Genomic DNA, 22,751 nt, shown 5'->3' with positions numbered 1-22,751 from the left:
GCTTCGTCGTTGGCAATCACCCCAGGGTGACGTCGAGCACCATCATCAGGATGAGGCCGAAGATCAGGCCGGCGGTGGCGCGGTTCTGGTGGCCGCGGCGGTGTGTTTCGGGGATGATCTCGTGGCTGATGATGTAAAGCATCGCGCCCGCGGCGAAGGTCAGGCCCCAGGCCAGCAGCTGTGAGGAGACAGAGACGGCGGCGGCGCCGATCAAGGCGCCGACAGGCTCGACGAGGCCGGTGAGCGCCGTGACGCCGAGCGCCTTCCATTTCGAATAGCCGAGGCCGATCAGGGCGACCGCGACGGCAAGGCCCTCGGGGATGTCCTGCAGAGAGATGCCGGTCATCACCGACATGCCGTTGGCGCGGTCGACGCCGAAGGCCACGCCGATCGACAGGCCTTCCGGGAAGTTGTGGATGGCGATCGCTAGGACGAAGAGCCAGATGCGGGCGAAGGTCGCGGAATCGACGCCGCCGCCCTCGCGCCCGGAACGGAAGTGTTCGTGCGGGATCGCGTGGTTCAGCCAGGCGACGAAACCGGACCCCATGGCGATGCCCGCCCCGGCGACGAGGGCCGCGAGGGTGATGGAGCCGTACTGCGCCTCGGCCACCTCGATCCCCGGCAGGATCAGCGAGAAATAGGCGGCCGACAGCATCACCCCGGCGGCGAAGCCGAGGAGCAGGTCGGCGGTTCGGGTGGACATGCCGCGACCGATCAGCGTGGGCACCGCGCCCAGCGTCGTCGCGCCCGCGGCGACGAAGCCGCCGAGTATCGCCCACCAGAGATTGTGCATCGCCTGTCTCCGCCGCCCAAGATTGCGCCACGTGGCCCGCCGCAGTAAGACGGATCCGCGCGACCTGTCCAGCCGGAGCCCGGAAATGCCCGTCATCACCTGCATCGACGACCTGAAACGCCTGCACAAGCAGCGGACGCCCAAGATGTTCTTCGACTATGCCGAGAGCGGGTCGTGGACCGAGCAGACGTTCCGCGAGAACACCTCGGATTTCAACGAGATCCGGCTGCGGCAGCGGGTCGCGGTGAACATGGAGGACCGCTCGCTCGCCTCCGAGATGATCGGTGTGCCGGTGTCGATGCCGGTGGCGCTGGCGCCCGTGGGGCTGACGGGGATGCAGAGGGCGGACGGCGAGATCAAGGCGGCGCGCGCGGCGGAGCGTTTCGGCGTGCCCTTCACCCTGTCGACCATGTCGATCTGTTCGATCGAGGACGTGGCCGAGCATACGAAGAAGCCGTTCTGGTTCCAGCTCTACACCATGCGCGACCAGGACTACCTGCGTCGCCTTATCCAGCGGGCGAAGGACGCGAACTGCGAGGCCCTTGTCATCACGCTGGACCTGCAGATCCTCGGCCAGCGGCACAAGGACCTGAAGAACGGCCTGTCCGCCCCGCCGAAACTGACGCCTGCCACCATCGCCGACCTGATGACCAAGTGGTCCTGGGGTCTGGGGATGCTGGGAACCAAGCGGCGGCAGTTCGGCAATATCGTGGGCCATGTGACCGGGGTCGACGACACATCGCAGCTCGGGTCGTGGACGGCGGAACAGTTCGATCCGCGCCTCGACTGGGGCAAGATCGCCGAGATCAAGGAGATGTGGGGCGGCAAGGTGATCCTGAAGGGGATCCTCGATGCCGAGGACGCGGTGAAGGCCGCCGAAGTGGGGGCCGACGCGATCATCGTCTCGAACCACGGCGGGCGGCAGCTGGACGGCGCGCTCAGCTCGATCCGGATGCTGGACCCGATCCTGCAGGCGGTCGGCGACCGGGTCGAGGTGCATCTGGACAGCGGCATCCGATCGGGTCAGGACGTGCTCAAGGCGATCGCCATGGGGGCCAAGGGGACCTATATCGGGCGGTCCTATATCTATGGCCTCGGCGCCATGGGCGAAGAGGGCGTGATGACCGCGCTGGAGGTGATCCGCAAGGAGATGGACATCACCATGGCGCTCTGCGGCAAGCGGGACATCAAGGATGTCGACCGGGACATCCTCTTGATCCCCGAAGGCTTTTCCGGCAACTGGGCCTGAGGCCGGCCCAGACCGGCGCAGGGCGGGACATGCGGCAGGGGACCCCGGAACCGGAGGTCCGCCCATGCTATTCCGCCTTGCCGCCGCGCTTCTCCTGCTGGCGTCGCCCGTCCACGCCGCCTGCCCCGACGGACCCGATGCGCTGCGGATCGTTCAGGACTGGCACCGGGTCATGCGGACCGACATGGCGACAACGCGCGGCGTGAGCGACCCCTTCGCCCTGATCGCAACCGACCCCACCGAGATCGGCGCGACGCTGGACCTGACCGCGCATTCCGAACTGGTGCTGATCTATGGCCAGCCCGAGGACAGCGCGACGATCTGCGTGACCGCGCTGACCGACGCGGACCGGGTGATCGGCGCAGACACCGGGCTGACGGCAACGGACCTGTCCGGCCTGATCGGCGGCATGCGTGCAGCGCTGAACGTGGAGGCCCGGCAGGCGACCCGCGCGGCCCGGCCCCTGCGTGGTGATCTGTCCACGGGCGCGGCGAACCCGGAGGGCGATCCGCTCGCGGCCCTCTCCGCCGCGCTGCTGCCTGTTGCGATGCACGATGCGATCCGCACCGCCGACGAGGTGCTGATCCTGCCGACGGGCGAGATCGGCGTCGTGCCCTTCCCGCTGTTGCCGTTCGGCGGGGCCATGTTGCTGGACGCGGCCCCGGTGACACTCCTGCCGTCCATCGCGGAGCTGCACGAGCGTCAGGCCGGGGGGACACGGAACGTGCGCGGCGTGATGCCGCCGCTGGCCTACGAGGGGTCATGGGAGAGGCCCGTGATCCTCGGCGATCCCGATATGCCCGCGGACCCCGAGTGGATCTACCCTCCCCTGCCCGGCGCCGGACGCGAGGCGCGGGCGGTGGCCGAGGCGCTCGGCACCGAGGCTCTGACCGGGACGGAGGCCACAGGCGGGGCGGTGACGCGGGCGATGGAGGCGGGCGCGGACCTGATCTATATCGCCACTCACGGCATCGCCGCCGCCGCGCAGGAGGCCACGGACAGCGCTGAGAACCCTGCCCAGGACTACGACTTCCTGATGGGCAGTTTCCTCGCCCTCGCCGACGGTCGCCTGACGGCCCGTGCCGTGCAAGACACGCGGATGGCTCTGCCCGCGCTGGTGGTCCTGTCGGCCTGCCAGACCGGGCTCGGCACGGCCCATGCGGCCGGGACGATGGGACTGGCGCGGGCCTTTGCCATCGCGGGCGCCGGGGCGGTCGTGATGTCGCTGTGGAACGTGGACGACCGCGCGACGGCTGACCTGATGACCCGGTTCGCCACGCGCACCGACACCCGCCCCACCCGCGCGCTGCGCGAGGCGATGATCGAGATGCGGGACCTTCACCCTGAGGATCCGGCGCTCTGGGCCGGGTTCATGGTGATGGGAAACATCAGTGCCGATCCGTCTGGCCGTTAGCCGGCACCTGCCTTTGACAAGCGGCACGGGCGCGGGCAGTCTGCCGGAAAATTCCGAGGCAGGTCCGCGATGCTGGTTTTCACCCGTGCGAATTTCACGCTCTTCGCGGTGCCCAAGACGGGTTCGACCGCCTATCACCTCGCGCTCAGGAACCACGCGCAGATCGTGCTGTCGCAGGACACCTCGCTCAAGCACATGTCGATGCGCAAGTACGAGGTCCATTTCGCACCATGGCTGAAGGAGGCGCATGGCTACGACCCGGAACGGGTCGCAGTGATGCGCAATCCGATCGAGCACCTGCGCAGCTGGTATCGCTACCGCATGCGGCCCAAGGTGCGCGGCGGCCCCCGTGATCTGACCGGGCTCACCTTCGACCAGTTCGTGGCGGATGTGATCTCGGACGCCCCGCCCGAACATGCGCGTATCGGCGACCAGCGCACGTTCCTGTCCCATGCCGGTCGGCTCGGGGTGGACCACCTTTTCGCCTATGAACGGCCGGACCTGCTCATGGCATTCCTGAAGGACCGCCTGGGCGAAAAGATCGAACCCAAGCGGCGCAACGTCTCGCCCGATGTGCCGGCCCCCCTGTCGCAGGAGATGGAGGAGGCGCTGATCGCGGCCCGGCCGGAGGAATGGGCGCTCTATGAGGCGATGATGATCGCGGGTGGCCATCTGCATACGCCGGTGACCGGCGCGGCCTGACCGCTGGCGTGACACCCGCCGCCAGATTCCCCCTTTCCACCGCCGGGATATGCGTCTATAGGCGCGGCTTCACGCGGACATACAGCCTTGGAGGATGTCCGCAGCCACTAAGGAGATATACCATGGCTGGAGAAATTCCTGATCTTCACGCCCAGGCTCGCACGGGGACAGGCAAGGGCGCCGCTCGTCAGGCCCGTCGCGACGGGCTGGTTCCTGGGATCGTTTTCGGCGGCGACGCCGATCCGCTGCCGATCAACCTGAACTTCAACGCGCTGCTGAAGAGCCTGAAGGCCGGTCGCTTCAAGTCGACCCTGTTCAACCTCAAGGTTGAAGGCCACGACGACGTCCGCGTCATCTGCCGCGACGTTCAGCGCGATGTGGTCAAGGACCTGCCGACCCACGTCGACTTCATGCGTCTGCGTCGCACGTCCAAGGTGAACCTGTTCATCCACGTCGAATTCGAAGGCCACGACAAGTGCCCCGGCCTGCGCAAGGGCGGCGTTCTGACCGTCGTGCGTCCCGAGGTGGAACTGGTCGTGACCGCCGGCGACATCCCCGAGCAGATCGTGGCCGATATCTCGGGCATGAACATCGGCGACACGCTGACGATCTCGCAGCTCACGCTGCCGGCCGGCAGCAAGCCCACCATCGACCGTGACTTCGTGATCGCGAACCTCTCGGCTCCGTCGGGCCTGCGGTCCTCGGGCGCGGATGAAGAAGACGACGCCGAAGGCGAAGAAGAAGCAGCCGCCGAGGAGTGATCCCGGCCCGCTTCGCGGAACAATGGCGCGGCGTCCCCAGGGGGCGCCGCGTTTTTCATTGCGGCGGGGCGGGCAGCTGTGTCGCCGTGTGAAAGCCCGGCGGGATCGCATCCCGCCCGTCGAGGATCAGGTCCGCCATGACCTGCGCCACCCGAGGCGCCATGCCGAAGCCGATCTTGAACCCGCCGTTGGCGATGTAGTGCCCCTCCCGGCCCGGCCATGGCCCGAGCAGCGGCGCGCGGCTTTGCGCGCGGGGGCGGACGCCCGCCCATCGTTCGACCACCGGCGCGTCGGTCAGCACGGGCACCAGCGTGCGGGCCTTGGCGATCAGCACGTCCAGCTGGGCGTCCGTCGTGTGCCCGGCATCGAAATCCCGCTCCGAGGTCGAGCCGATCGCGACCGTGCCGTCGGCATGCGGAACCACGTGCAGCGCCTCGGTGAAGAGCTGCGGCGCATCCCGCCGGTCCAGTGCGAACAGCGCCGACTGCCCCTTGACCCCGGTGCCGATCCGCTTGCCGAAGGCGCGGCTCAGGTCATCGAGCCCCGGCGCGCCGGTGGCATGGACAACGGCCCCTGCCTCCGCGCCCTCGGCCAGCACTTCGCCACCGCCCGCGCGGATCGCCGCGACCAGCGCGGCACCGGCCATGCGCGGATGCAGGCGCGCGGTCAGGGTGTCGCGGATGTAGAGCCCGGTCGGGCTCTCCGGCCGCCAGTCACCGGCCGCTTCGGCTGACACCACCTCCCAGATCGCCCGGCCCTGCCAGAGCGCAGCGGCCCCGCCGGCCCGTTCCCGCGCCAGCGCGACCGCCCGGTCGTCGGCCAGCGGCTGCAGCCGTCCGGACCGCAGGTAGCCCGGAGCGCGCCCCGATGCGGCGGCGACCCCGGCCCAGAACGCCCCGGCCATCAGCAGGCTGTCCAGCTGGAACGCCTTCTTGTCGTTCCAGTTTTCCGGCACATGCGGCGCCAGCGCGCCGACGATCCCGCCCGAACTGCCCGCCCCCGGCCCGCCGGGGTCGATGACCCGCACGCGTGCCCCGCGCGACAGGCAGGCCCATGCGATGGAAAGGCCGAAAATGCCCGCCCCCCGGATCGTCACGTCGGGCGTCGCTGCCCCCATTGCCATTCCCCCGCGCTGCGGCCATTGTCCGGCCTCGGACCCTCTCCTAAGGCATCCAGACATGATGGACCAGCGGGCCGAACTGACGTGGCGCGACGGCGAGGTGCCCGTATCCACCCGGTTCGACGATCCCTATTTCAGTCTCGAAAACGGGCTGGCCGAGACGCGGCACGTCTTCCTGTCCGGCAACGACCTGCCGGGGCGGATGACGGACCGCTTCCACATCGCCGAACTGGGCTTCGGCACCGGGCTGAACTTCCTCGCCACCCTCGCCGCATGGCGCGGGACCGGCCTGCCGGGCGCATTCCGCTACACCGCCTTCGAAGCCTTCCCCATGAGCCCGGCCGAAATGGCCCGCGCCCTCGCTGCCTTCCCGGCGCTGGCGGCCGAGGCGGCGGAACTGGTCGCGCTCTGGCAAGACGCCGCGACCGGCACCCCCGTCAACCTGCCCGGTGCGGAGCTGAGGATCATGCCCGGCGATGCGCGCGCGACCCTGCCCGGATGGGACGGCGCGGCGGAGGCTTGGTATCTCGACGGCTTCTCGCCCGCCAAGAACCCTGAATTGTGGGGCGAGGAGCTGATGGCGCAGGTCCATGCCCACACCGCTCCCGGCGGCACGGCGGCGACTTATACCGCCGCCGGTTTCGTCAGGCGCGGCCTTGCGGCGGCGGGGTTTGAAGTCGCCCGCGTTCCGGGATACGGGCGCAAGCGACACATGACCCGGGCCACACGTCCATGACCGAACAGAACACCCGCCTCGGCATCCTGCTGATGATCGCCACGACCTTCGTCTTTGCCGTGCAGGACGGGATCTCGCGCCACCTCGCCAGCGAATACAACGTCTACATGGTGGTGATGATCCGCTACTGGTTCTTCGCCGCCTTCGTCATCACCATCGCGGGCCGCAAGGCGGGCGGCATCCGCGCCGCCGCCGCCACCTCGCAATGGATCGTCCAGACCCTGCGCGGCGCGCTGCTGGTGACCGAGATCTGCGTGATGGTCGCCGCCTTCACCCTGCTCGGGCTGGTCGAGAGCCACGCGGTCTTCACCTGTTACCCGCTGCTGATCGCCGCCCTGTCCGGCCCCGTTCTGGGCGAAAAGGTCGGCTGGCGGCGCTGGACGGCCATCGGTGTCGGCTTTGTCGGAGTGCTCATCATCCTTCAACCGGGGATGAGCGTGTTCCAGCCTGCCGCCATCGTGCCGCTGGTCGCCGCCCTGCTCTTCGCGCTCTACGGCCTGCTGACGCGCTATGCCGCGCGCAAGGACAGTTCGGCCACCTCGTTCTTCTGGACCGGCACCGTGGGGTCCGTCCTGATGACGGCGGTCGGGATGTGGTTCTGGGAACCGATGCACGGCACCGACTGGCTTTGGATGGGCACGCTCTGCCTGACCGGGGCGCTCGGGCATTACCTGCTGATCCGATGCTACGAGGTGGCCGAGGCGTCCTCGGTCCAGCCCTTCGCCTACCTTCAGCTGCCCTTCGCGGCGACCATCGGGCTGATGGTCTTTGGCGAGACGATCCGCCCGAACGTGGCGCTCGGCGCGGGGATCATCGTGGCGGCGGGGCTGTTTACCCTGTGGCGCGAACGGGCGCGCCGCCGGGCATAGCCGATCTCAGCCCGGCCACCGTCGCGGCAGCCGGGCCTGTCCATGTTCAGACCGTCGCGATCGGTGTGACCGGCGAGCCGACAGCGCCGGGCAGACGCAGCGGCGGGGCGGTCAGCAGGAACCGCGACCGGTTCCGCGCGCGCAGCCATTCGGCCAGCGGGGTCAGGTGCCAGAGCTCGCCCAGCGGGATACCGTTCTTGAAAAGGCAATGCTCGTGCAGCGGCAGGTTCGAACATTCGTGGTCGTGGTCACAGGGCTGCGCCGGCAACCCCTCGACCGCGTAGTTGTCCGAGATCAGCGCGGTGACACCGCTGTCCGTCACCCAGTTCAGCAGCCTGGGATCGCGCCCGTTCAGCACGGCGCAGGAGTTGTGCAGCACCTCTTCGTCTGGATCGCCCATGTCGAGGATGCGCTGCCCGAAACCGGTGTGGAAACAGGCCATGTCGCCGGTCTCGACCGTGACGTTGTCGGCCTCCAGCACGCGCATCAGCTCGTCATAGCCGACGTAGGTGCGGGCGTCGCCGTAATGGTGGCGCAGGTCGATCATCACCGCGCGGCCCTGCATGCCGTGCACCGCCGCGTTCTCCACCCCAAGCTTGGCCGCGCGCGAGGTGCTTTCCGTTTTCATCGAGGCGCGGACACCCGCGTCCTGCGGATCGGACGGTCCGGTGATGTCTTCGCCGCCGCGATAGCCGTTATAGAAGACGTGCTCGTCCTTACCGTCGCCATCCACGTCGAACCGCCCGCCGACATGGGAAAAGGCGTCCCACTGGGTCGAATACTGCAGGTGGATGATCGCGAGGTCGTCGCACAGCACATCCGGCGCACCGTCGGAGGTCGCGATGAAGTTGACCGCGTCGCCGCGCAGGGTCGGACGGAGTACCGGCGGATAGCGGCGCGGGTTCAGCGCGTTGCCGCCCGGCTTGTCCAGCGGCAACGACAGGCAGAAGCTGATGCCGTCGGTCACCTCGGCCACGCCCTGCCGCACCTTTTCCGGCGTGATCAGGTTCAGACGGCCAAGCTGGTCGTCGGGGCCGAAATCGCCCCAGTTCGAGCCTTCGGGACGGCGGGTCCAGCGGGGATTGGTCATGGGTGGTGGTCTCCTCCTTGAGCGGCCGGGGTCGCGGATGCGGCGGCCATGTCCTTTGCCATCTGCCGGGCGTAGGTCTTGAAATCGACCTCCAGTACGTAGCGCGCGGCGTCGAGATAAGTCCGGCGCTGGTAGTCGCGATGCGCCTCGACCTCGGCGGTCTGGTCCGCCCGGTCGGGCAGCGCGATACGGCCCGCGAGGTAGGCGGCGATCCAGCGGCCCTGTATCTCGACCAGCGGTATGGTGGGCCCGACAGGTTGCAGCAGGCCCGCGAAGATCAGGCCGGGGTGATGCAGCGAAACCATGCGGCGGTAAAGGCGTCCGGCCTCCATCTCGGGGTCGAACACCGCCTCGCTGAGAAACGGGAAGTCGAGCCGGTAGCCGGTGGCATAGACGATGGCGTCGACCTTCTCCTCGCTGCCGTCCTCGAACAGGACCGTGTCGCCGTTCAGCCGTTCGACATTGGGCTTCAGCGCGATGTAGCCGTGACCCACGTAGGGCAGCAGGTCGTTCGACAGGGTGGCATGTTCGCGCCACATCGGATGTTCGGGCCGGCGCAGGCCGAAACGTTCCTGCCGCCCGGCGAAGGTGCGGACCAGCCGGGCCATGATCCGGCGGACCTGCGGCGTCGGCAGGCGGGTCAGCCGGGCGATGCGGGACGAGACTTGGTCGACCGGGATGCCGAAGAGATACTTGGGCATCACCCAGGCCGAGCGGCGGGTGGACAGGATCACCTGCTCCGCCCGGCGCGCGATGTCGACGACGATGTCGACGGCCGAGTTGCCGATGCCCACGACCATCACGCGCTTGCCCTCGTAGGGGGCGGCAGTGCGGTAGTGGTGGGAATGGATGGTGTCGCCGTCGAACTGCCCGTCGAAGGCCGGCAGGCGTGGGGCCGAGAGGTGGCCGTTCGCGACGACCACCGCGCGGTAGTGGCGGGTCTCGCCCCCCTTCAGCGTGACGAGGAAACCGTCGCCATCGGGCAGAACGCTTTCGACCTCGGTGTTGAACGTCACGAGCGGGCGGATGCCGAAATGATCGGCGTAGCGCTCGAGGTGGCCGAGGAACTGCGCGTGGCTCAGGAAATCCGGCAACGTCGGGTCGATCGGGAAGTCCGGATAGCCGAGGTTGGGCCGAGAGGTGTCGATGTGGAGCGAGGCATAGCAGGACGACTGGCCGTTGTCGTTCTCGTAGCGCCACATGCCGCCGATGTCCGACCCCTTTTCGAAGATGTCGAAGCTGACCCCGGCCGCCTTCAGCGACTTGGCGACCGTCACGCCGGACGATCCCGCGCCTATGATGCAGACCTCGGCCATGTCAGCCCTCCCTGTTGTCCAGATGGTCGCGGATCAGCGCGTCAAGATCGGCGTCCGGTGCGATGCCCAGCCCCGCCGCCGCCTCGGACACGAAATGGCGCGGCCAGCCGTCGACGATGGCCTGCACCTGTGGATCGGGCCTGTAGGTGACCCGGCCGGTGGCCCCGTGGCGCTGCCCGGCGGCGACCATCTCGGCCACGGTCACGGTCAGCGCCGGCAGGTTCAGGGCCCGCTTCTGCGGCAGGTCGGCGGCTTCGGTGTCATGCAGGCGGATGAGCGCGGCGACGACGGCCCCGGCCGAGACGATGGCCACGGGCGTGTCCGGTGCCAGCGGCGCGGTCAGGTCGATACCGGCGAGCGGTTCGCGGATGATCCCGGCGACCTGGTCCGAGATTGCCGGCAATGGCGCGCCGGGCCGCGTGACCACGATGGGAAGCCGCAGGCAGCGACCGTCTATGCGTCCATGCCGGGAATAATCGGCGATCAACAGTTCGTTGATCGCCTTGTGCGTGCCGTAGGTCGTCGCCGGAACGGGGTTCAGCCCGTCGCCGACGCGATCCGGCAGGGTGCCGCCGTGAATGGCGATGGACGAGGTGAAGACAACGCGGGGGCAATTCTCGGCACCGTCGATCAGACGGCGCAGCGGTTCCACGTTGACGGCGAAGGCGCGGGATGGATCGGCCTCGGCCTGAAGCGTGAGGAGAGAGGCGAGGTGGAAGATGGTGTCCGGCCGCTCGGCAACGAGGGTGTCGAGGAACGCGGGGTCGGAAATGTCTCCCTGCCGGGTCACGATGTCGATGCCCCCCGCCTCGGGCACGGGCACCGCGGCAAGGTCGGCCAGCACGAGCCGACCGATCGGGCTTCCGTTCAGCGACCCTGTCGATATAAGCGCGGACGTCAGCCGGCGACCGAGGAAGCCCGCGGCACCCGTGATCAGGACGGTTCGCATCGGATCGCCAGAAAACCGTTGAAATTTCCCATCTTTTTCGCGCCTCCAGTCCGAAGTCTATGCCCGCCACACGGCACGCTCAACCCGCCTGCGCAGGCGCGCACCGGACTCGCCAAGAATGTGAAACGTTGGGGGGTCCAAGGTGCCTGCGGATCGGGCGGCGCTTATCGTCCGGCAGGTAAAACAGGGCCCTCTTAGGGCCGCACGCCGCCTGCCCAGAGGACATCCATGCTGACCGAAGACTTCCTGAACCCCAAATCCGTGGTGCTCTACGGCGCGTCGACCGACCCGAACAAGATGGGCGGGCGGGTGCTCGCCAACATGATCTCGGGCGGCTACACCGGGGATATCTTCGTCATCCACCCCAAATCGGACCTGGTGCAGGGGATGCCGGCCTTCCGCAGCGCGGCGGACCTGCCCAAGGCGCCGGATTGCGCGGTGATCTGCATCCCCTCGGACGGCGTGGAACCGGCCCTGACCGAATGCGCCGCCAAGGGCGTGAAGACGGCGATCATCCTGTCGGCGGGCTTCGGCGAGGAGGGCGAGGCAGGCAAGGCGGCTCAGGCGCGGATCAAGAAGATTGCGCAGGACGCCGGGATGCGGTTCTCGGGCCCGAACTCGCTGGGCTGCATCAGCGCGGCGAACAAGTTCAACGCGACCTTCTCGGGCTACCTGATGGCGAACAAGCCCAAGCCGGGGCATGTGGGGATCATCACCCAGTCCGGCGCGCTCGGCACCCACGTGATGGGCCGCGCCTTCGACATGGGGCTGGGGCTGTCGCACGGCATCTTCTGCGGCAACGAAGGCGATCTGGAGGCTGCGGATTTCATCGAGGCGATGGCCGAGGATCCGAACACCCACGTGATCTGTGCCGCGCTGGAGGCGTGCAACGACGGACCGAAACTGCGCAAGGCGCTGATGGCGGCGGCGCGGGCGGACAAGCCGGTCTTCATGTGCAAGGTCGGCCGGTCGGATGTCGGCGCTCAGGCGGCGATGTCGCACACGGGCCGGATGGCCGGAAACGACGTGGCCTTCTCGGCGGTGTTCGAAGCGACCGGCGCCGTGCGGACGCGGTCGATCGACGATATGCTGGAATACGCGCTTGTGGCCTCGGTCGCAGGGCGTCCCCAGAACGACAAGGTCGCCGTGCTGACCATCTCGGGCGGCGCGGGGATCATCGCGGCGGACGCGGCGGCGGACGTGGGGCTGGACGCGGCCCCGGCCAAGCCCGAGACGCTGGCCAAGCTGCACGAAATCTACCCGCTCTGCATCGGTCAGAACCCGATCGACGCGACCGCGAACGTCGGCACCGACATCGGCAAAGCGGGCGCGCTGCTGGAGGCGCTGGCGCAGGACGGGCAATACGGGACGATCCAGCTCTACTTCGCCTTCGTCGGGCGCAGCGAACGGATCAAGGTGTTCTCGGAACGCGTGATCGAGGTGAAGAAGAAATACCCCGACCTCGCCGTGGTCCTGTCGACCTTCCTCTACGACGAATACCGCCCGATGATGCACGAGGCCGGTATCGCCGACGTGCTGGACCCCGACCGCGCCATCCGCGCGATCGCCGGGGCGTGGAATTCCCGCCGCCTGCAGACGGCGGCCCGCGCGGCCGAGGCCGAGGTGTCCGCCCCCGCCCTGCCCTCCGCGCCGTTCGGGGGCGGGGACGAGGTGGCGGCCAAAAAGTACCTGGAGGGCGCGGGCCTGAAGGGCCCGGCGGAGGTGCTCTGCCAGAGTGCCGACGAGGCGGCTGCGGCAGGGGCGAAAATCGGCTTTCCGGTGGTCGCCAAGATCGTCAGCGAGGACCTGCCCCACAAGACCGAGATCGGCGGCGTGGTGCTGAACATCCGCGACGAGGCGGCGCTGAGAGAGGCCTATGACGGCATCCTCTCCCGTGCGAAAGCCGCCAAGCCCGACGCCCGGATCGCCGGAATCGCGGTGATCGAGCAGGTCGAGGGCGGGGTCGAGATGATCATCGGCGGCTCGCAGGACGCGAATTTCGGACCAATGGTGATGGTGGGCCTCGGCGGCACGGCGGCGGAACTGTTCCACGACGTGGCGCTGGCCCCCGCACCCGTCTCGGCGCGGCAGGCGAAAGAACTGGTGCTGTCCACCAAATCCTCCGCCCTGTTGACCGGCTGGCGCGGCGGGCCGCAGATGGACCTCGACGCGCTGAGCGAGGCGGTGAGCGCGGTCAGCCATCTGGTCGCCGACCCGAAATTCAACATCAGCGAAATCGACATCAACCCCTTCCGACTGAAGGAAAATGGCGGGCTCGTGCTCGACGCCCTGATCGGCACCCGCGACTGAACGGAGACGCAAAATGGAAAACATCCGCTACGAAGTGAAGGACTACGTCGCCGTCGTGACGCTGGCCCGGCCCAAGGTGAACGCCCTGTCGCGCGCCATGCGCTACGAGCTGACCGAGGCCTTCGACGAGATCAACGAACGCCCCGACGTCCGCTGTGCCGTGCTGGCGGCCGACGGCCACGTGTTCTGCGCGGGCGCGGACCTGAAGGACCGGCCGGACCCGTCCAAGGCCGGACAGGGGCCGCTGCACAACCGGATCGTGCGCGAGACCTCGCTGCCCATCAAGGACAACGACAAGCCGGTGATCGCCGCCGTGAACGGCGCGGCGCTCGGGGCCGGGATGGGGCTGGCGATGGCCTGCGACATCATCTTCGCGTCCAAGAACGCGACCTTCGGGATGCCCGAGATCAACGTCGGCCTGGCCGGGGGCGGGTCGATGCTGGCGCAGTTCTTCAGCCGCTCGCGGATGCGGCGCATGATGTTCACCGGCGAGAACTTCGATGCCGAGGAGCTCTATCGGCTGGGCATCATCGAGGCGGCGCTGGAGCCCGAGGACCTGATGCCGACGGTCATGGCGATGGCGCATGACATCGCGTCGAAGAACCCCACGGGCATGAAGATCGCCAAGCGGTCGGCGAACCTCGTCGAACTGATGTCGCCGCGCGACGGGTATATCTTCGAGCAGAAATACACGCTGGAACTGGGGCGGACCGAGAACGCGGTCGAGGCCCGGACGGCGCGGCTCGAGAAGCGGCCGCCGGTGTTCAAGGACGAGTGACGTCGGAGGGGGGCCAGCCCCCCGTCGCGGCCTTCGGGCCGCGTCTCCCCCCGGAGTTTATCGGGCCAGATGAAGCTGGGAATCAGCTCCAGGGACCGTCGTTGCGCGGACGGCGGCGGGTGTTGGGGACGCTCGTCTGCGACATGCGGGGCGCCGCGTTCGCGGTCGGAGACCGGCCCATGGTCTGGGCGAGTTGCTGCAGGGCCGCGACGCGGTTCTCGGTCGCCGGGTGGGTCGCGAAGAGGTTGTCGCGCTTGTGGGCGTGCAGCGGGTTGATGATGAACATATGCGCTGTGGCGGGGTTGCGTTCCGCCGCGTCGTTGTCGATCCGCGCCGCGCCCTGCTGGATGCGCTGAAGCGCCGAGGCGAGCCAGAGCGGCTGGCCGCAGATCTCGGCCCCCGCCTTGTCGGCGGCGTATTCGCGGGTCCGGCTGATCGCCATCTGGACCAGCGCAGCGGCCGTCGGGGCAAGAATCATCATCATGAGCGTGCCGACGAGGCCGAGCCGTTCGCGCGAACCGCCGAAGAACAGGGCGAAGTTGGCCAGCATCGAGATCGCACCGGCGAAAGTCGCGGTGACGGTCATGATCGCGGTGTCATGGTTGCGGATATGGGCGAGTTCGTGGGCGATCACGCCCGCCAGTTCCTCACGCGAGAGGGTGTTCATGAGGCCCGCAGTCACGGCCACGGCGGCGTTCGACGGATTGCGGCCGGTGGCGAAGGCATTGGGCTGCGGCGTGTCGATCAGGTAGACGGCGGGCATCGGCAGGCCGGCGTTCTTCGCCAGTTCACCAACGAGGTCGTGCAGGCCCATCCGGTCGCGGGGCGCCACGGGCTGGGCGTTGTGCATCCTCAGGACCATGCGGTCCGAGTTCCACCACGTGAAGACGTTCATCGCCGCCGCGACCACCAGCGCGATCACTGCGCCGCCGGAGCCGCCGATCAGGTAGCCCACGCCCATGAAGAGCGCGGTCATCGCCGCCATCAGTATCCCGGTCTTCACGTAGCCCATCTGAGCCTCCTTGCCCGCGTGTCGCGGATGAACGCTTTGGATATGGGGAGGGTTTCGCGGGCTGCAAGCGACGGACCGGGGGCGCTGCCTCCGGACCCCGGGCATATTTTCGGCAAGATGAAGCCGGAATGCGGTTAAAGAAATTTGTGGGCAAGCGCGTCCCTGGCCGCCTGCGCCTCGGCCATCAGGCGCGTGACGATCTCGGTCGCGCTCTCGATCCGGTCGGCGTGGCCGACGGCGGAGGAGCAGGACATCAGGCCCTCGTCCATGTCGCCCTCGCCATAGGCGTGGCGACGGGCGTGCGCGCCCATGATGACCTCGCCGAAATCGGCGCGGGTGGCCTGCCCGGCCAGTTCGACCTCGCGCGCCGCGACCCATTCCGAGGTGCGGTTGCGCAGCACGCGCCACGTGTCCTTGAGCGAGCCGAGGACGGCCAGCGTGTCGTCCATCCCGGCCTCGAGCATGCGGGTCTTGTAGTTCTCATGCACCTCGATTTCCGACGCGGTGAGGAAACGTGACACGACCAGCGCCGCCTCGGCCCCCTGCGCCAATGCGCCGAGGATCTGCGCGCCGGTGCCGATGCCGCCGCCGAGCACCACCGGCACGTCGGTCTGCCGGACGAGGTGCGAGAGCAGGACATGGCCGGGATGCGGGTTCATGCCGGGGTGGCCGCCGGCCTCCATGCCGACGACGATCAGGCCATCGGCGCCCTCCTCGGCGGCCTTGAGCGCATGACGGACCTGCGTGGACTTGTGCAGCACCACGCCGCCCGCGTCGTGGATGCGGGGCAGCAGATCGCCGGGCGGGCTGCCCGCCGTCTCGAACCGGGTGACGCCATGGGCCAGCGCGATGTCGAGGCAGGCGTCGTTCATCTCGTTCGAGCGGAAGCGCGAGATCGAGAAGTTCACGCCGAACGGATTGCCGTCGGCGAGGTCGAGGCATTCGGCCACGCCCTCGCGGAAATGATCCGGCGAGTCGAAGCTCTTGGCCGTCATGTAGGCCATCGCGCCCGCCCGCGCGCAGGCGGCGACGAACCTGGCCTTGCTGTGGTGCTGCATGCCCCCGACGATGATCGGATGCGGCACGCCCAGCATCTCGGTCAGCCGGGTGCGGAAGACGGGCGGATGCACCTCAGCGGCCCTTGAACACGGGTTTGCGCTTTTCGAGGAAGGCGGCCATGCCCTCTTTGCGGTCCTCGCTGTCGACGATCATAGAAGCGGCGAGGCGTTCGTATTCCAGCCCCTCCTCGATCCCGACCTGCATCCCCTTGTTGATCGCCTGCTTGATGAATGCGACCGACAGCGGCGGCTGCGCGGCGATCTCGTCGGCCAGTTCGCGGGCGGTGGCCATCAGGTCGGCCATCGGGACGACGCGGTTGACGATGCCGTAGTCCAACGCCTCCTGCGCGGTGATGTGGCGGCCGGTGAACATCAGCTCCTTGGCCTTGGGCCCGCCGATCAGGCGCGGCATCCGCTGGGTGCCGCCCGCGCCGGGCAGGACGCCCAGCTTGACCTCGGGCAGACCGAGTTTCGCATGATCCGCCGCGATGCGGATGTCGCCGCAGAGTGCGATCTCCATCCCGCCGCCCAGGCAGACGCCGTTGATCGCGACGATCACGGGGCGTTCGAATTCCTCGATCAGCCGGGTGAGGTCGTGAGTGAACTTCTGCTTGGCGTAATATTCCGCCGCAGGGGGGCGGTTCGCGGCGCGTTCCTTGATGTCGGCACCGGCACAGAAGGCGCGTTCACCCGATCCGGTCAGGATCACGCAGCGCACGTCGCGGTCGTTCAGCATCTGGTTCTGGAACGCGTCGTAGAGGTCGGGCTTCATCGTGCCGCCGAGGGTGTTCATCCGGTCGGGGCGATTGAGGGTGATGGTGACGACGCCGTTGTCGGCCTTGTCGTAGATCAGGGTTTCGTACTGGGGCATCTCGTCAGTCCCTCTGGAATACATGCGCGATGGAAATGGTGCCGAGGCCGATCATGTGGGCCATGCCGGTGCGGGCGTCGGGCTGTTGCCTGTCGCCGTTCTCGTGCCGGAGCTGGCGGACGATCTCATGGATCTGGCCGATGCCCGTGGGCCCCAGCGGGTGGCCCTGCGCGATCAGCCCGCCGGAGGAGTTGACGCAGCACTTGCCGCCGATGGCGGAACCGCCGTCGCGCAGGTAGTGCTGGCCCTCGCCCTTGGCCGCGAGGCCGAAGGTCTCGGTATAGAGGATTTCCTCGATGGCGAAGGCGTCGTGCAGTTCGACGCAGTCGAGGTCGTCGGTGGTGATCCCCGCCTCGGCATAGGCCTGTTCCGCGACGTCCTGCGCCACGGTGACAGAGGGCAGTTCGCGGCCCTTCTGCGGCTCCTCGGATCGCAGGACCGAGGACAGGACGCGGATCGGTTTCGCGCCGCTGATGCCGAGGCGTTTGATGCCCTCTTCAGAACAGACGATGGCCGCCGCGCCGCCTTCGCCGCGCGGGGTGCACATGAGCGAGGTCGTGGTGCCCGCGACGAGGGTGGAGTTCAGGATGTCCTCGACCGTGCGGGGCTTCTGGAACTGGGCGAAGGGGTTCTTTGACCCGTTCGTGTGGTTCTTGGCCGCGACCATCGCCAGATCCTCCTGGCTCAGGCCCTTCTCCTTCTTCAGGTACTCGGCCATGATCGCGTAGCGGATCAGCGGGATGTTGGCGGTGTCCGAGAGCTTGTTGACGCCCTCCTTCTCGACCGCCCGGACCTGGTCGCCGTACTTGTCGACCCCAACCGCCATCACGCAGTCCTTCAGCCCCGCCGCAACCTCGAAACAGGCCAGCTGGAAGGCCGATGAGCCGGAGGCGGAGGCGTTTTCCACCTGCGTCACGCCAAGGCCGGTGGAGCCCATGTGGTTGAACATGATCCGCCCGGCAGCAAGGCCGATGCCGGTGCAGCCGACATAGGCGCTTTCGATGGCCGGAAATTCGATCCCCGCATCACTCAGCGCACCGCGCACGGCGGTCAGGCCGAGGGTGATGTAGGGCGTCTCGGATGCGAACTGGTAGCGGTGCATGCCGACGCCGACGACGTAGACGGGGCGGAGATCCCTGAGAACCTGTGCCATGCCTCAGCCCTCCGCCGGTGCGAAACGGCAGGCGATGACGGACTTGTCGCCGCGCGTCACCTCGACCGGGACGGCGCGGACGGTCATGTCGTCGGCAAAGCGGTCGCCCGCGCCTTGCAGCATGATCTCCTGTATCCGGCCATTGGCCAGCCGCGCCTCGCCGACGACACAGGGTGCGTCGATCTTGGGCGAAAGCTTCTGGTGGATGGTGATGAAGGTCAGAAGCTGGGCATGGCCGTCCATGTCCTCCTCGACCAGCTTCGCGGGCTCGGCCCCGCAGGCGTTGCAGCCGAAGGGGCTGAGCGGAAAGTTCAGCTCTCCGCAGGTGCCGCAGCGGCCGGCGCGCAGGACAAGCGACGCGCCATCCTCCGCGACCCGGTAAAGGTCCGGTTTTTCGAGTTCCACCTGAATTTCCTCCTCCCGTATCGGCCCACGGGCCGTCATTTACTCCAGAGTAGAATTTATACAGTTAGTCAGCAATGGAATTTCTTGCGGATTTCAAGCATGAGTGGTTATCTCCTGTCTCACGGGTAAATGGAATACCAAGGGAGGAGACGACATGGATCTCGGTCTGACGGGCCGCGTGGCAGCGATCACGGGCGGTGGCGGGGCCATCGGGCGCGCGACGGCACGGCTGCTGGCGGCTGAAGGCGCGGCGGTTGCGCTGCTCGACGTGAGCGCGGACGCGGCGGCGGATGCCAGGGCATGGATCGAGGGCGAGGTGCCGGGCGCCAGCGTGGCGACGGCGGTCTGCGACGTGACCGACAAGGCGAGCGTGGCCGCGGCCTTCGATACGGTCGTGGAACAGCTGGGACCGATCGACATCCTGATCAACAACGCAGGCTTCAGCCGTGACAAGTACATGCTGAAGATGGCCGAGGACGACTGGGACGACGTGCACAACACCGTGCTCAAGGGCACCTTCCACTGCTGCCGCGCCGTGCTGCCGGGGATGATGGAGCGGAACTGGGGCCGGATCGTCAACACCTCGTCGATGGCCTATCTCGGCAACAAGGGGCAGACGAACTATTCCTCGGCCAAGGCGGGCCTGATCGGCCTGACCAACGCGCTGGCGCGCGAGGCGGGCGGGTTCAACATCACCGTCAACGCGGTCGCGCCGGGTCTGGTCGCGACCCCGCGCCTGCGCGCCCGTCCGGATTTCGAGAAGCTGCAGCAGCGCAGCCTCGCCACCACGCCCCTGCCCCGGCTGGCGGACGAAACGGACGTCGCCAAGGCGATGCTGTTCTTCTGTTCCTCGCTGGGGGATTTCATCAGCGCCCAGTGCCTGAATGTCAGCGGCGGCCGCTAGGGCCGCCCGCACGACATATCCGGCCCGCTGCGGCACGGCTCAGCGCGGCCCCTGATCCAGATCGGGGGCCGTTTCGTCGTAGGGGCCCATTCCCTTCAGCCGCACCGGGAACGGCGTGATCGGACCGGCGACACTGTCCTGCATCAGCCCGCGCGCCGCGAAATGTTCGGACGCCACCGCCTCGGCGGGCGTCAGAACCGGCGAGGCCGGAACATCATGCGCGTCGAACAGCGCCATCGCCTGATCCCGCGTCATCGGCGCGATCTGTTCGGCGAGCCGCGCATTGATCGCCTCGGCCTCGGCCCGGCGGGCGGCCGTGTCCTGATACTTCGGATCGGCGAAAGGCCCCATGTCGAGCGCCTTGACCACCGAGCCCCAGAAGTGCCCTTCCAGCGCCGCGACGCTGACCGCGCCGTCGCTGGTGGCGAAGACCCCGTAGGCCGGACGGACCAGCGCGATCCGGCGCTGCGTCTCCAGATCCTCCGCCCCGTCCTGCGTGTAGACCGCGCGGCGGGCGTTGACCCAGTGGGCGAGGCAATCGGTCATGGACAGGTCGATGAACTGCCCCTCGCCCGTCCGGTCCCGCTGGATCACCGCCGCCAGCACCGCCGACAACCCATAGAGCGCGCCGCCCAGATCGGCCACCGGCAGGCCGAAGGTATGCTCCGGCGCGCCACCCGGACGGCCACACAGCGCGGTGACGCCCGACAGCGCGAGGTAATTCAGGTCGTGCCCCGGTGCCTTGGCCATCGGGCCGGTCGCGCCATAGCCATACATCCCGATGTAGATGATCCGCGGATTGACCGCCTTCGCCGCCTCGTAGCCGACGCCCAGCCGGTCCATCACGCCGGGCCGGAAGCCGTCGATCATCACGTCGGCGTCCCGCAGCATCTCCAGCGCCTGCGCGCGGTCCGCGTCGTCCTTGAGGTTCAGCGCGACCGATCCCTTGCCCCGGTTCACAAGCAGGAACAGCCCCGGCAGCGCGTGGCGCAACGCGTCGCCCGCAGGGCGGCGTTCCACCTTGGTGACGGAGGCCCCCATCTCGGCCAGCGCCTGACTCATGAACGGCCCCGGCAGCAGTTCCGAGAAGTCGAGGACCTTCAGCCCGGTCAGCGGCGCCTCAGTCATCCCGGACCACGATCACCGCGTCGAGAGCCTGAACCCCCTCGCCTTCAGCACCCACCCAGACCGGGTTGATGTCCATCTCCTCGATCCGGTCGGCGTTCGCCGCCACGTAATCCGACACCCTTGCCACCAGCAAGGCCAGGGCATCCAGATCACGTGGCGGCTGACCGCGATAGCCGGTGAGCAGCTTCGCGGATTTCAGTTTGCCGATCATCTTCTTCGCCTGGGATTCCGTGACCGGCAGCATGGCGCGGGTCACGTCCTGGAACATCTCGACATAGATCCCGCCCAGACCAAAGGTCATGACGTGACCGAAGACCGGGTCGCGCGACACGCCGACGAATGCCTCGACCCCGCCGGCGGGCGCCATCGGCTCCAGCAGGACACCGTCGAGAGCCGCGTCGGGTTTCGCCTGTCCGGCATTCGCCATGATCTCGTCGAAGACCGCGCCGGCGTCGCCCGGCTGGACGTTCAGCTTCACCCCGCCCACGTCGGACTTGTGGGTGATCTGCGCGCTGACGATCTTCATCGCCAGCGGCTGGCCCATGCGGGCCGCGATCTCTTCCGCCGCCGCGCGGGTCGCGGCCACCTCGGGCGCGGTCGCGGGGACGCCCGCCGCCGCCAGTTCCGCCTTGCCCTCGGCCTCGGTCAGGGTGCGGGTCTTGTCCGCCGGGCCCGGCACGCCGGTCTCGACGATCAGCGGCCGCCAACTGGTTTCGCGTTCGGACAGGTAGGTGCCGTAGTCGATCCAGCGGCGCACCGCCTTGCCCATGTTGCGCAGGCTGCGGAACGGGACGAGGCCGGAGCGCGCGAGTTCGTAATAGCCCTCGCCGATCTTTTCCGAGAACCAGATCGGCACGATCGGCGTCTCGGTCGTGTCCTGCGCGATCTTGAAGCTCTTGGCGTTATGGGCCGTGTAGGGGCCGTAATCCATCGGGATCGGTGCCAGCACCAGGTCGGTATTCGCGTCGTTGGCGCAGGCGATCAGGCTGTCCAGCAGCGCCTGCGGATCGCTGATCGAGATCGAGGTCGTGTCGATCGGGTTCGAGATGTTGGCGTAGCTCGGCAGGGTGTCCGCCAGTTTCTGCGTGGTCTCGGGCGTGAAGGTCGACAGGGTCAGCCCGGCCGTCCCCACGTTGTCCGCGCAGAGCGACGCGGCGCCGCCGGACGAGGCGAAGACCGCCACCTTCTCAGCCCCGGTGGGATGCTTCCGGGTGAAGAGCATGGCGACGTCCATCGCCTCGTCCAGGTCGTCCACCTCGATCACGCCAAGCTGTTCGAACACGGTCGAATTGACCTGTGCCGAACCGGTGATCGAAGCGGTATGTGATTGCGCGGCCTTGGCGCCGTATTCGGACCGGCCGACCTTGAGCCCGATGATCGGCTTGCCCATCTCGGCCGCCCGCGCGGCGGCGGCGGCAAAGCGGGGGCCGTCCTTGAAACCCTCGACGAGGATCGCGATGGCCTTGCAGTCCGGGTCCTCGGCGAAGTGATGAACGAAGTCGGCCACCTGCAGATCGCATTCGTTGCCCGACGACGACCAGGCCGAAAAGCCCATGCCGCGGAAGTTGTGCTGCATCATGTTCCGGCCCAGCCCCCCGCCCTGCGTCGCCAGAGCGATCGAGCCGGGGAAGATGTCGGTCTTGTAGGCCGGGCTGAACGACATGCCGATCGGCACGTTCAGGTTGACGAGGCCGGGGCAGTTCGGGCCGTAGATGCGGATGCCGGTGCGCTTGCCGATCTCGACCAGCTTCTTCTCTTCGGCGATCCCCCACTCGTCGGCCTCGGAGAAGCCGGACGTGAGGATCACCGCGAACTTGCAGCCCTTCTCGCCCGCCTGCTCGACCGTCTCGCGCACGAACTGGGCGGGGACGACGATCACCACCACATCCACCGGTTCCGGCAGCGAGGCCATGTCGGGATAGGCCTTCAGCCCCATCACCTCGGTCTGCTTGGGGTTCACGGGGTAGAGCGTGCCCTCGAACTTCGAATGCTCGACGATGTTCCTGAAAGTGTGGTTGCCGATCGAATGTTCCTTGTCGGACGCCCCCACCACCGCGATGCTGCGAGGATTGAACAGCGGGTTGAGATCCTGGAACTGATAGGGCTGATGCGTGTCTTTCATCTCGGCCTCCC

The 22,751-nt window shown here is 68.0% G+C and carries 21 protein-coding genes; 9 read left to right on the top strand and 12 right to left on the bottom strand.

Annotated elements, in window-relative coordinates; genetic code table 11:
- Window positions 1-16: 16 nt before the first annotated feature.
- Window positions 17-793: a ZIP family metal transporter gene (locus ATO6_RS07805; RefSeq protein ID WP_088623316.1), complete on the bottom strand. Its 777-nt coding sequence runs from the start codon at window positions 791-793 to the stop codon at window positions 17-19.
- An 85-nt stretch (window positions 794-878) separates the two neighbouring features.
- Here ATO6_RS07805 and ATO6_RS07800 point away from each other — a divergent pair, with 85 nt between their 5' ends.
- The 4 genes from ATO6_RS07800 (at window position 879) to ATO6_RS07785 (ending at window position 4,919) form a co-directional block, all read left to right on the top strand.
- On the top strand, window positions 879-2,042 hold the full coding sequence (locus ATO6_RS07800; RefSeq protein WP_088623315.1) for an alpha-hydroxy acid oxidase: 1,164 nt from the start codon (window positions 879-881) through the stop codon (window positions 2,040-2,042).
- A 64-nt stretch (window positions 2,043-2,106) separates the two neighbouring features.
- Entirely contained in the window at window positions 2,107-3,456 is a 1,350-nt protein-coding gene (locus ATO6_RS07795; protein ID WP_088623314.1) for a CHAT domain-containing protein, read from the top strand.
- Window positions 3,457-3,525: 69 nt separating this feature from the next.
- Window positions 3,526-4,158 carry a hypothetical protein gene (locus ATO6_RS07790; protein ID WP_088623313.1) on the top strand — a complete coding sequence of 211 codons (633 nt, stop codon included), beginning with the start codon at window positions 3,526-3,528 and terminating at the stop codon, window positions 4,156-4,158.
- Between the two features lie 122 nt (window positions 4,159-4,280).
- Entirely contained in the window at window positions 4,281-4,919 is a 639-nt protein-coding gene (locus tag ATO6_RS07785) for a 50S ribosomal protein L25/general stress protein Ctc (RefSeq protein ID WP_088623312.1), read from the top strand.
- Window positions 4,920-4,974: 55 nt separating this feature from the next.
- Here ATO6_RS07785 and ATO6_RS07780 read toward each other — a convergent pair whose 3' ends face one another.
- Window positions 4,975-6,036, bottom strand: a complete 1,062-nt coding sequence (locus tag ATO6_RS07780; RefSeq protein WP_088623311.1) for an FAD-binding oxidoreductase — start codon at window positions 6,034-6,036, stop codon at window positions 4,975-4,977.
- A 61-nt stretch (window positions 6,037-6,097) separates the two neighbouring features.
- Between ATO6_RS07780 and mnmD the strand changes: the two genes are divergently transcribed.
- Both mnmD and ATO6_RS07770 read left to right on the top strand, forming a co-directional pair.
- Window positions 6,098-6,775, top strand: coding sequence for a tRNA (5-methylaminomethyl-2-thiouridine)(34)-methyltransferase MnmD (gene mnmD, locus ATO6_RS07775; RefSeq protein WP_088623310.1), 678 nt, complete (start codon window positions 6,098-6,100; stop codon window positions 6,773-6,775).
- Window positions 6,772-7,644 carry a DMT family transporter gene (locus tag ATO6_RS07770; RefSeq protein ID WP_088623309.1) on the top strand — a complete coding sequence of 291 codons (873 nt, stop codon included), beginning with the start codon at window positions 6,772-6,774 and terminating at the stop codon, window positions 7,642-7,644. Before mnmD ends, ATO6_RS07770 begins: the two co-directional genes overlap by 4 nt.
- A gap of 46 nt (window positions 7,645-7,690) precedes the next feature.
- Here the strand turns inward: ATO6_RS07770 and ATO6_RS07765 are convergent, their stop codons facing one another.
- The 3 genes from ATO6_RS07765 to ATO6_RS07755 are packed head-to-tail and all read right to left on the bottom strand — an operon-like array spanning window position 7,691 to window position 10,999.
- On the bottom strand, window positions 7,691-8,734 hold the full coding sequence (locus ATO6_RS07765) for a cyclase family protein (RefSeq protein ID WP_088623308.1): 1,044 nt from the start codon (window positions 8,732-8,734) through the stop codon (window positions 7,691-7,693).
- Entirely contained in the window at window positions 8,731-10,050 is a 1,320-nt protein-coding gene (locus tag ATO6_RS07760; RefSeq protein ID WP_088623307.1) for an NAD(P)/FAD-dependent oxidoreductase, read from the bottom strand. Before ATO6_RS07760 ends, ATO6_RS07765 begins: the two co-directional genes overlap by 4 nt.
- Window position 10,051: 1 nt before the next feature.
- Complete coding sequence (locus tag ATO6_RS07755) at window positions 10,052-10,999, bottom strand: NAD-dependent epimerase/dehydratase family protein (RefSeq protein ID WP_088623306.1); 948 nt, start codon at window positions 10,997-10,999, stop codon at window positions 10,052-10,054.
- A 228-nt stretch (window positions 11,000-11,227) separates the two neighbouring features.
- Here ATO6_RS07755 and ATO6_RS07750 point away from each other — a divergent pair, with 228 nt between their 5' ends.
- On the top strand, window positions 11,228-13,309 hold the full coding sequence (locus ATO6_RS07750; protein WP_088623305.1) for an acetate--CoA ligase family protein: 2,082 nt from the start codon (window positions 11,228-11,230) through the stop codon (window positions 13,307-13,309).
- A 13-nt stretch (window positions 13,310-13,322) separates the two neighbouring features.
- Window positions 13,323-14,087: an enoyl-CoA hydratase/isomerase family protein gene (locus tag ATO6_RS07745; RefSeq protein WP_088623304.1), complete on the top strand. Its 765-nt coding sequence runs from the start codon at window positions 13,323-13,325 to the stop codon at window positions 14,085-14,087.
- A gap of 82 nt (window positions 14,088-14,169) precedes the next feature.
- On the opposite strand, the gene htpX is transcribed toward ATO6_RS07745, so the two are convergent.
- From htpX to ATO6_RS07720, 5 genes are all read right to left on the bottom strand, one after another.
- The gene (htpX, locus tag ATO6_RS07740) at window positions 14,170-15,099 is read right to left on the bottom strand and encodes a zinc metalloprotease HtpX (protein WP_088623303.1); all 930 of its coding nucleotides are present in this window, start codon (window positions 15,097-15,099) and stop codon (window positions 14,170-14,172) included.
- Window positions 15,100-15,233: 134 nt separating this feature from the next.
- A complete protein-coding gene (locus ATO6_RS07735; protein ID WP_088623302.1) occupies window positions 15,234-16,229 on the bottom strand; it encodes a nitronate monooxygenase family protein in 996 nt (331 codons plus the stop codon).
- Window position 16,230: 1 nt separating this feature from the next.
- On the bottom strand, window positions 16,231-17,028 hold the full coding sequence (locus ATO6_RS07730) for an enoyl-CoA hydratase/isomerase family protein (protein ID WP_088623301.1): 798 nt from the start codon (window positions 17,026-17,028) through the stop codon (window positions 16,231-16,233).
- A 4-nt stretch (window positions 17,029-17,032) separates the two neighbouring features.
- Window positions 17,033-18,181: a thiolase family protein gene (locus tag ATO6_RS07725; protein ID WP_088623300.1), complete on the bottom strand. Its 1,149-nt coding sequence runs from the start codon at window positions 18,179-18,181 to the stop codon at window positions 17,033-17,035.
- A gap of 3 nt (window positions 18,182-18,184) precedes the next feature.
- Entirely contained in the window at window positions 18,185-18,586 is a 402-nt protein-coding gene (locus ATO6_RS07720) for a Zn-ribbon domain-containing OB-fold protein (protein WP_088623299.1), read from the bottom strand.
- A gap of 154 nt (window positions 18,587-18,740) precedes the next feature.
- Here ATO6_RS07720 and ATO6_RS07715 point away from each other — a divergent pair, with 154 nt between their 5' ends.
- A complete protein-coding gene (locus tag ATO6_RS07715) occupies window positions 18,741-19,490 on the top strand; it encodes an SDR family NAD(P)-dependent oxidoreductase (RefSeq protein ID WP_088623298.1) in 750 nt (249 codons plus the stop codon).
- A 39-nt stretch (window positions 19,491-19,529) separates the two neighbouring features.
- Here ATO6_RS07715 and ATO6_RS07710 read toward each other — a convergent pair whose 3' ends face one another.
- Complete coding sequence (locus ATO6_RS07710) at window positions 19,530-20,618, bottom strand: CaiB/BaiF CoA-transferase family protein (RefSeq protein WP_088623297.1); 1,089 nt, start codon at window positions 20,616-20,618, stop codon at window positions 19,530-19,532.
- Complete coding sequence (locus ATO6_RS07705; RefSeq protein ID WP_088623296.1) at window positions 20,611-22,740, bottom strand: acetate--CoA ligase family protein; 2,130 nt, start codon at window positions 22,738-22,740, stop codon at window positions 20,611-20,613. The genes ATO6_RS07710 and ATO6_RS07705 overlap by 8 nt, the downstream gene beginning before the upstream one ends.
- Between the last annotated feature and the right edge of the window lie 11 nt (window positions 22,741-22,751).

This window comes from Oceanicola sp. 22II-s10i (genome assembly GCF_002210105.1).
Classification (GTDB): Bacteria; Pseudomonadota; Alphaproteobacteria; order Rhodobacterales; family Rhodobacteraceae; genus Pseudooceanicola.
Note: the sequence above shows the minus strand (reverse complement) of the source record. Positions and strands in the feature narration are given on the sequence as shown.

Coding starts and splice junctions, on each gene's coding strand:
- ATO6_RS07805 (WP_088623316.1), bottom strand. CDS start 793: ATGCACAATCTCTGGTGGGCGATACTCGGCGGCTTCGTCGCCGCGGGC.
- ATO6_RS07800 (WP_088623315.1), top strand. CDS start 879: ATGCCCGTCATCACCTGCATCGACGACCTGAAACGCCTGCACAAGCAG.
- ATO6_RS07795 (WP_088623314.1), top strand. CDS start 2,107: ATGCTATTCCGCCTTGCCGCCGCGCTTCTCCTGCTGGCGTCGCCCGTC.
- ATO6_RS07790 (WP_088623313.1), top strand. CDS start 3,526: ATGCTGGTTTTCACCCGTGCGAATTTCACGCTCTTCGCGGTGCCCAAG.
- ATO6_RS07785 (WP_088623312.1), top strand. CDS start 4,281: ATGGCTGGAGAAATTCCTGATCTTCACGCCCAGGCTCGCACGGGGACA.
- ATO6_RS07780 (WP_088623311.1), bottom strand. CDS start 6,036: ATGGGGGCAGCGACGCCCGACGTGACGATCCGGGGGGCGGGCATTTTC.
- mnmD (WP_088623310.1), top strand. CDS start 6,098: ATGATGGACCAGCGGGCCGAACTGACGTGGCGCGACGGCGAGGTGCCC.
- ATO6_RS07770 (WP_088623309.1), top strand. CDS start 6,772: ATGACCGAACAGAACACCCGCCTCGGCATCCTGCTGATGATCGCCACG.
- ATO6_RS07765 (WP_088623308.1), bottom strand. CDS start 8,734: ATGACCAATCCCCGCTGGACCCGCCGTCCCGAAGGCTCGAACTGGGGC.
- ATO6_RS07760 (WP_088623307.1), bottom strand. CDS start 10,050: ATGGCCGAGGTCTGCATCATAGGCGCGGGATCGTCCGGCGTGACGGTC.
- ATO6_RS07755 (WP_088623306.1), bottom strand. CDS start 10,999: ATGCGAACCGTCCTGATCACGGGTGCCGCGGGCTTCCTCGGTCGCCGG.
- ATO6_RS07750 (WP_088623305.1), top strand. CDS start 11,228: ATGCTGACCGAAGACTTCCTGAACCCCAAATCCGTGGTGCTCTACGGC.
- ATO6_RS07745 (WP_088623304.1), top strand. CDS start 13,323: ATGGAAAACATCCGCTACGAAGTGAAGGACTACGTCGCCGTCGTGACG.
- htpX (WP_088623303.1), bottom strand. CDS start 15,099: ATGGGCTACGTGAAGACCGGGATACTGATGGCGGCGATGACCGCGCTC.
- ATO6_RS07730 (WP_088623301.1), bottom strand. CDS start 17,028: ATGCCCCAGTACGAAACCCTGATCTACGACAAGGCCGACAACGGCGTC.
- ATO6_RS07725 (WP_088623300.1), bottom strand. CDS start 18,181: ATGGCACAGGTTCTCAGGGATCTCCGCCCCGTCTACGTCGTCGGCGTC.
- ATO6_RS07715 (WP_088623298.1), top strand. CDS start 18,741: ATGGATCTCGGTCTGACGGGCCGCGTGGCAGCGATCACGGGCGGTGGC.
- ATO6_RS07710 (WP_088623297.1), bottom strand. CDS start 20,618: ATGACTGAGGCGCCGCTGACCGGGCTGAAGGTCCTCGACTTCTCGGAA.
- ATO6_RS07705 (WP_088623296.1), bottom strand. CDS start 22,740: ATGAAAGACACGCATCAGCCCTATCAGTTCCAGGATCTCAACCCGCTG.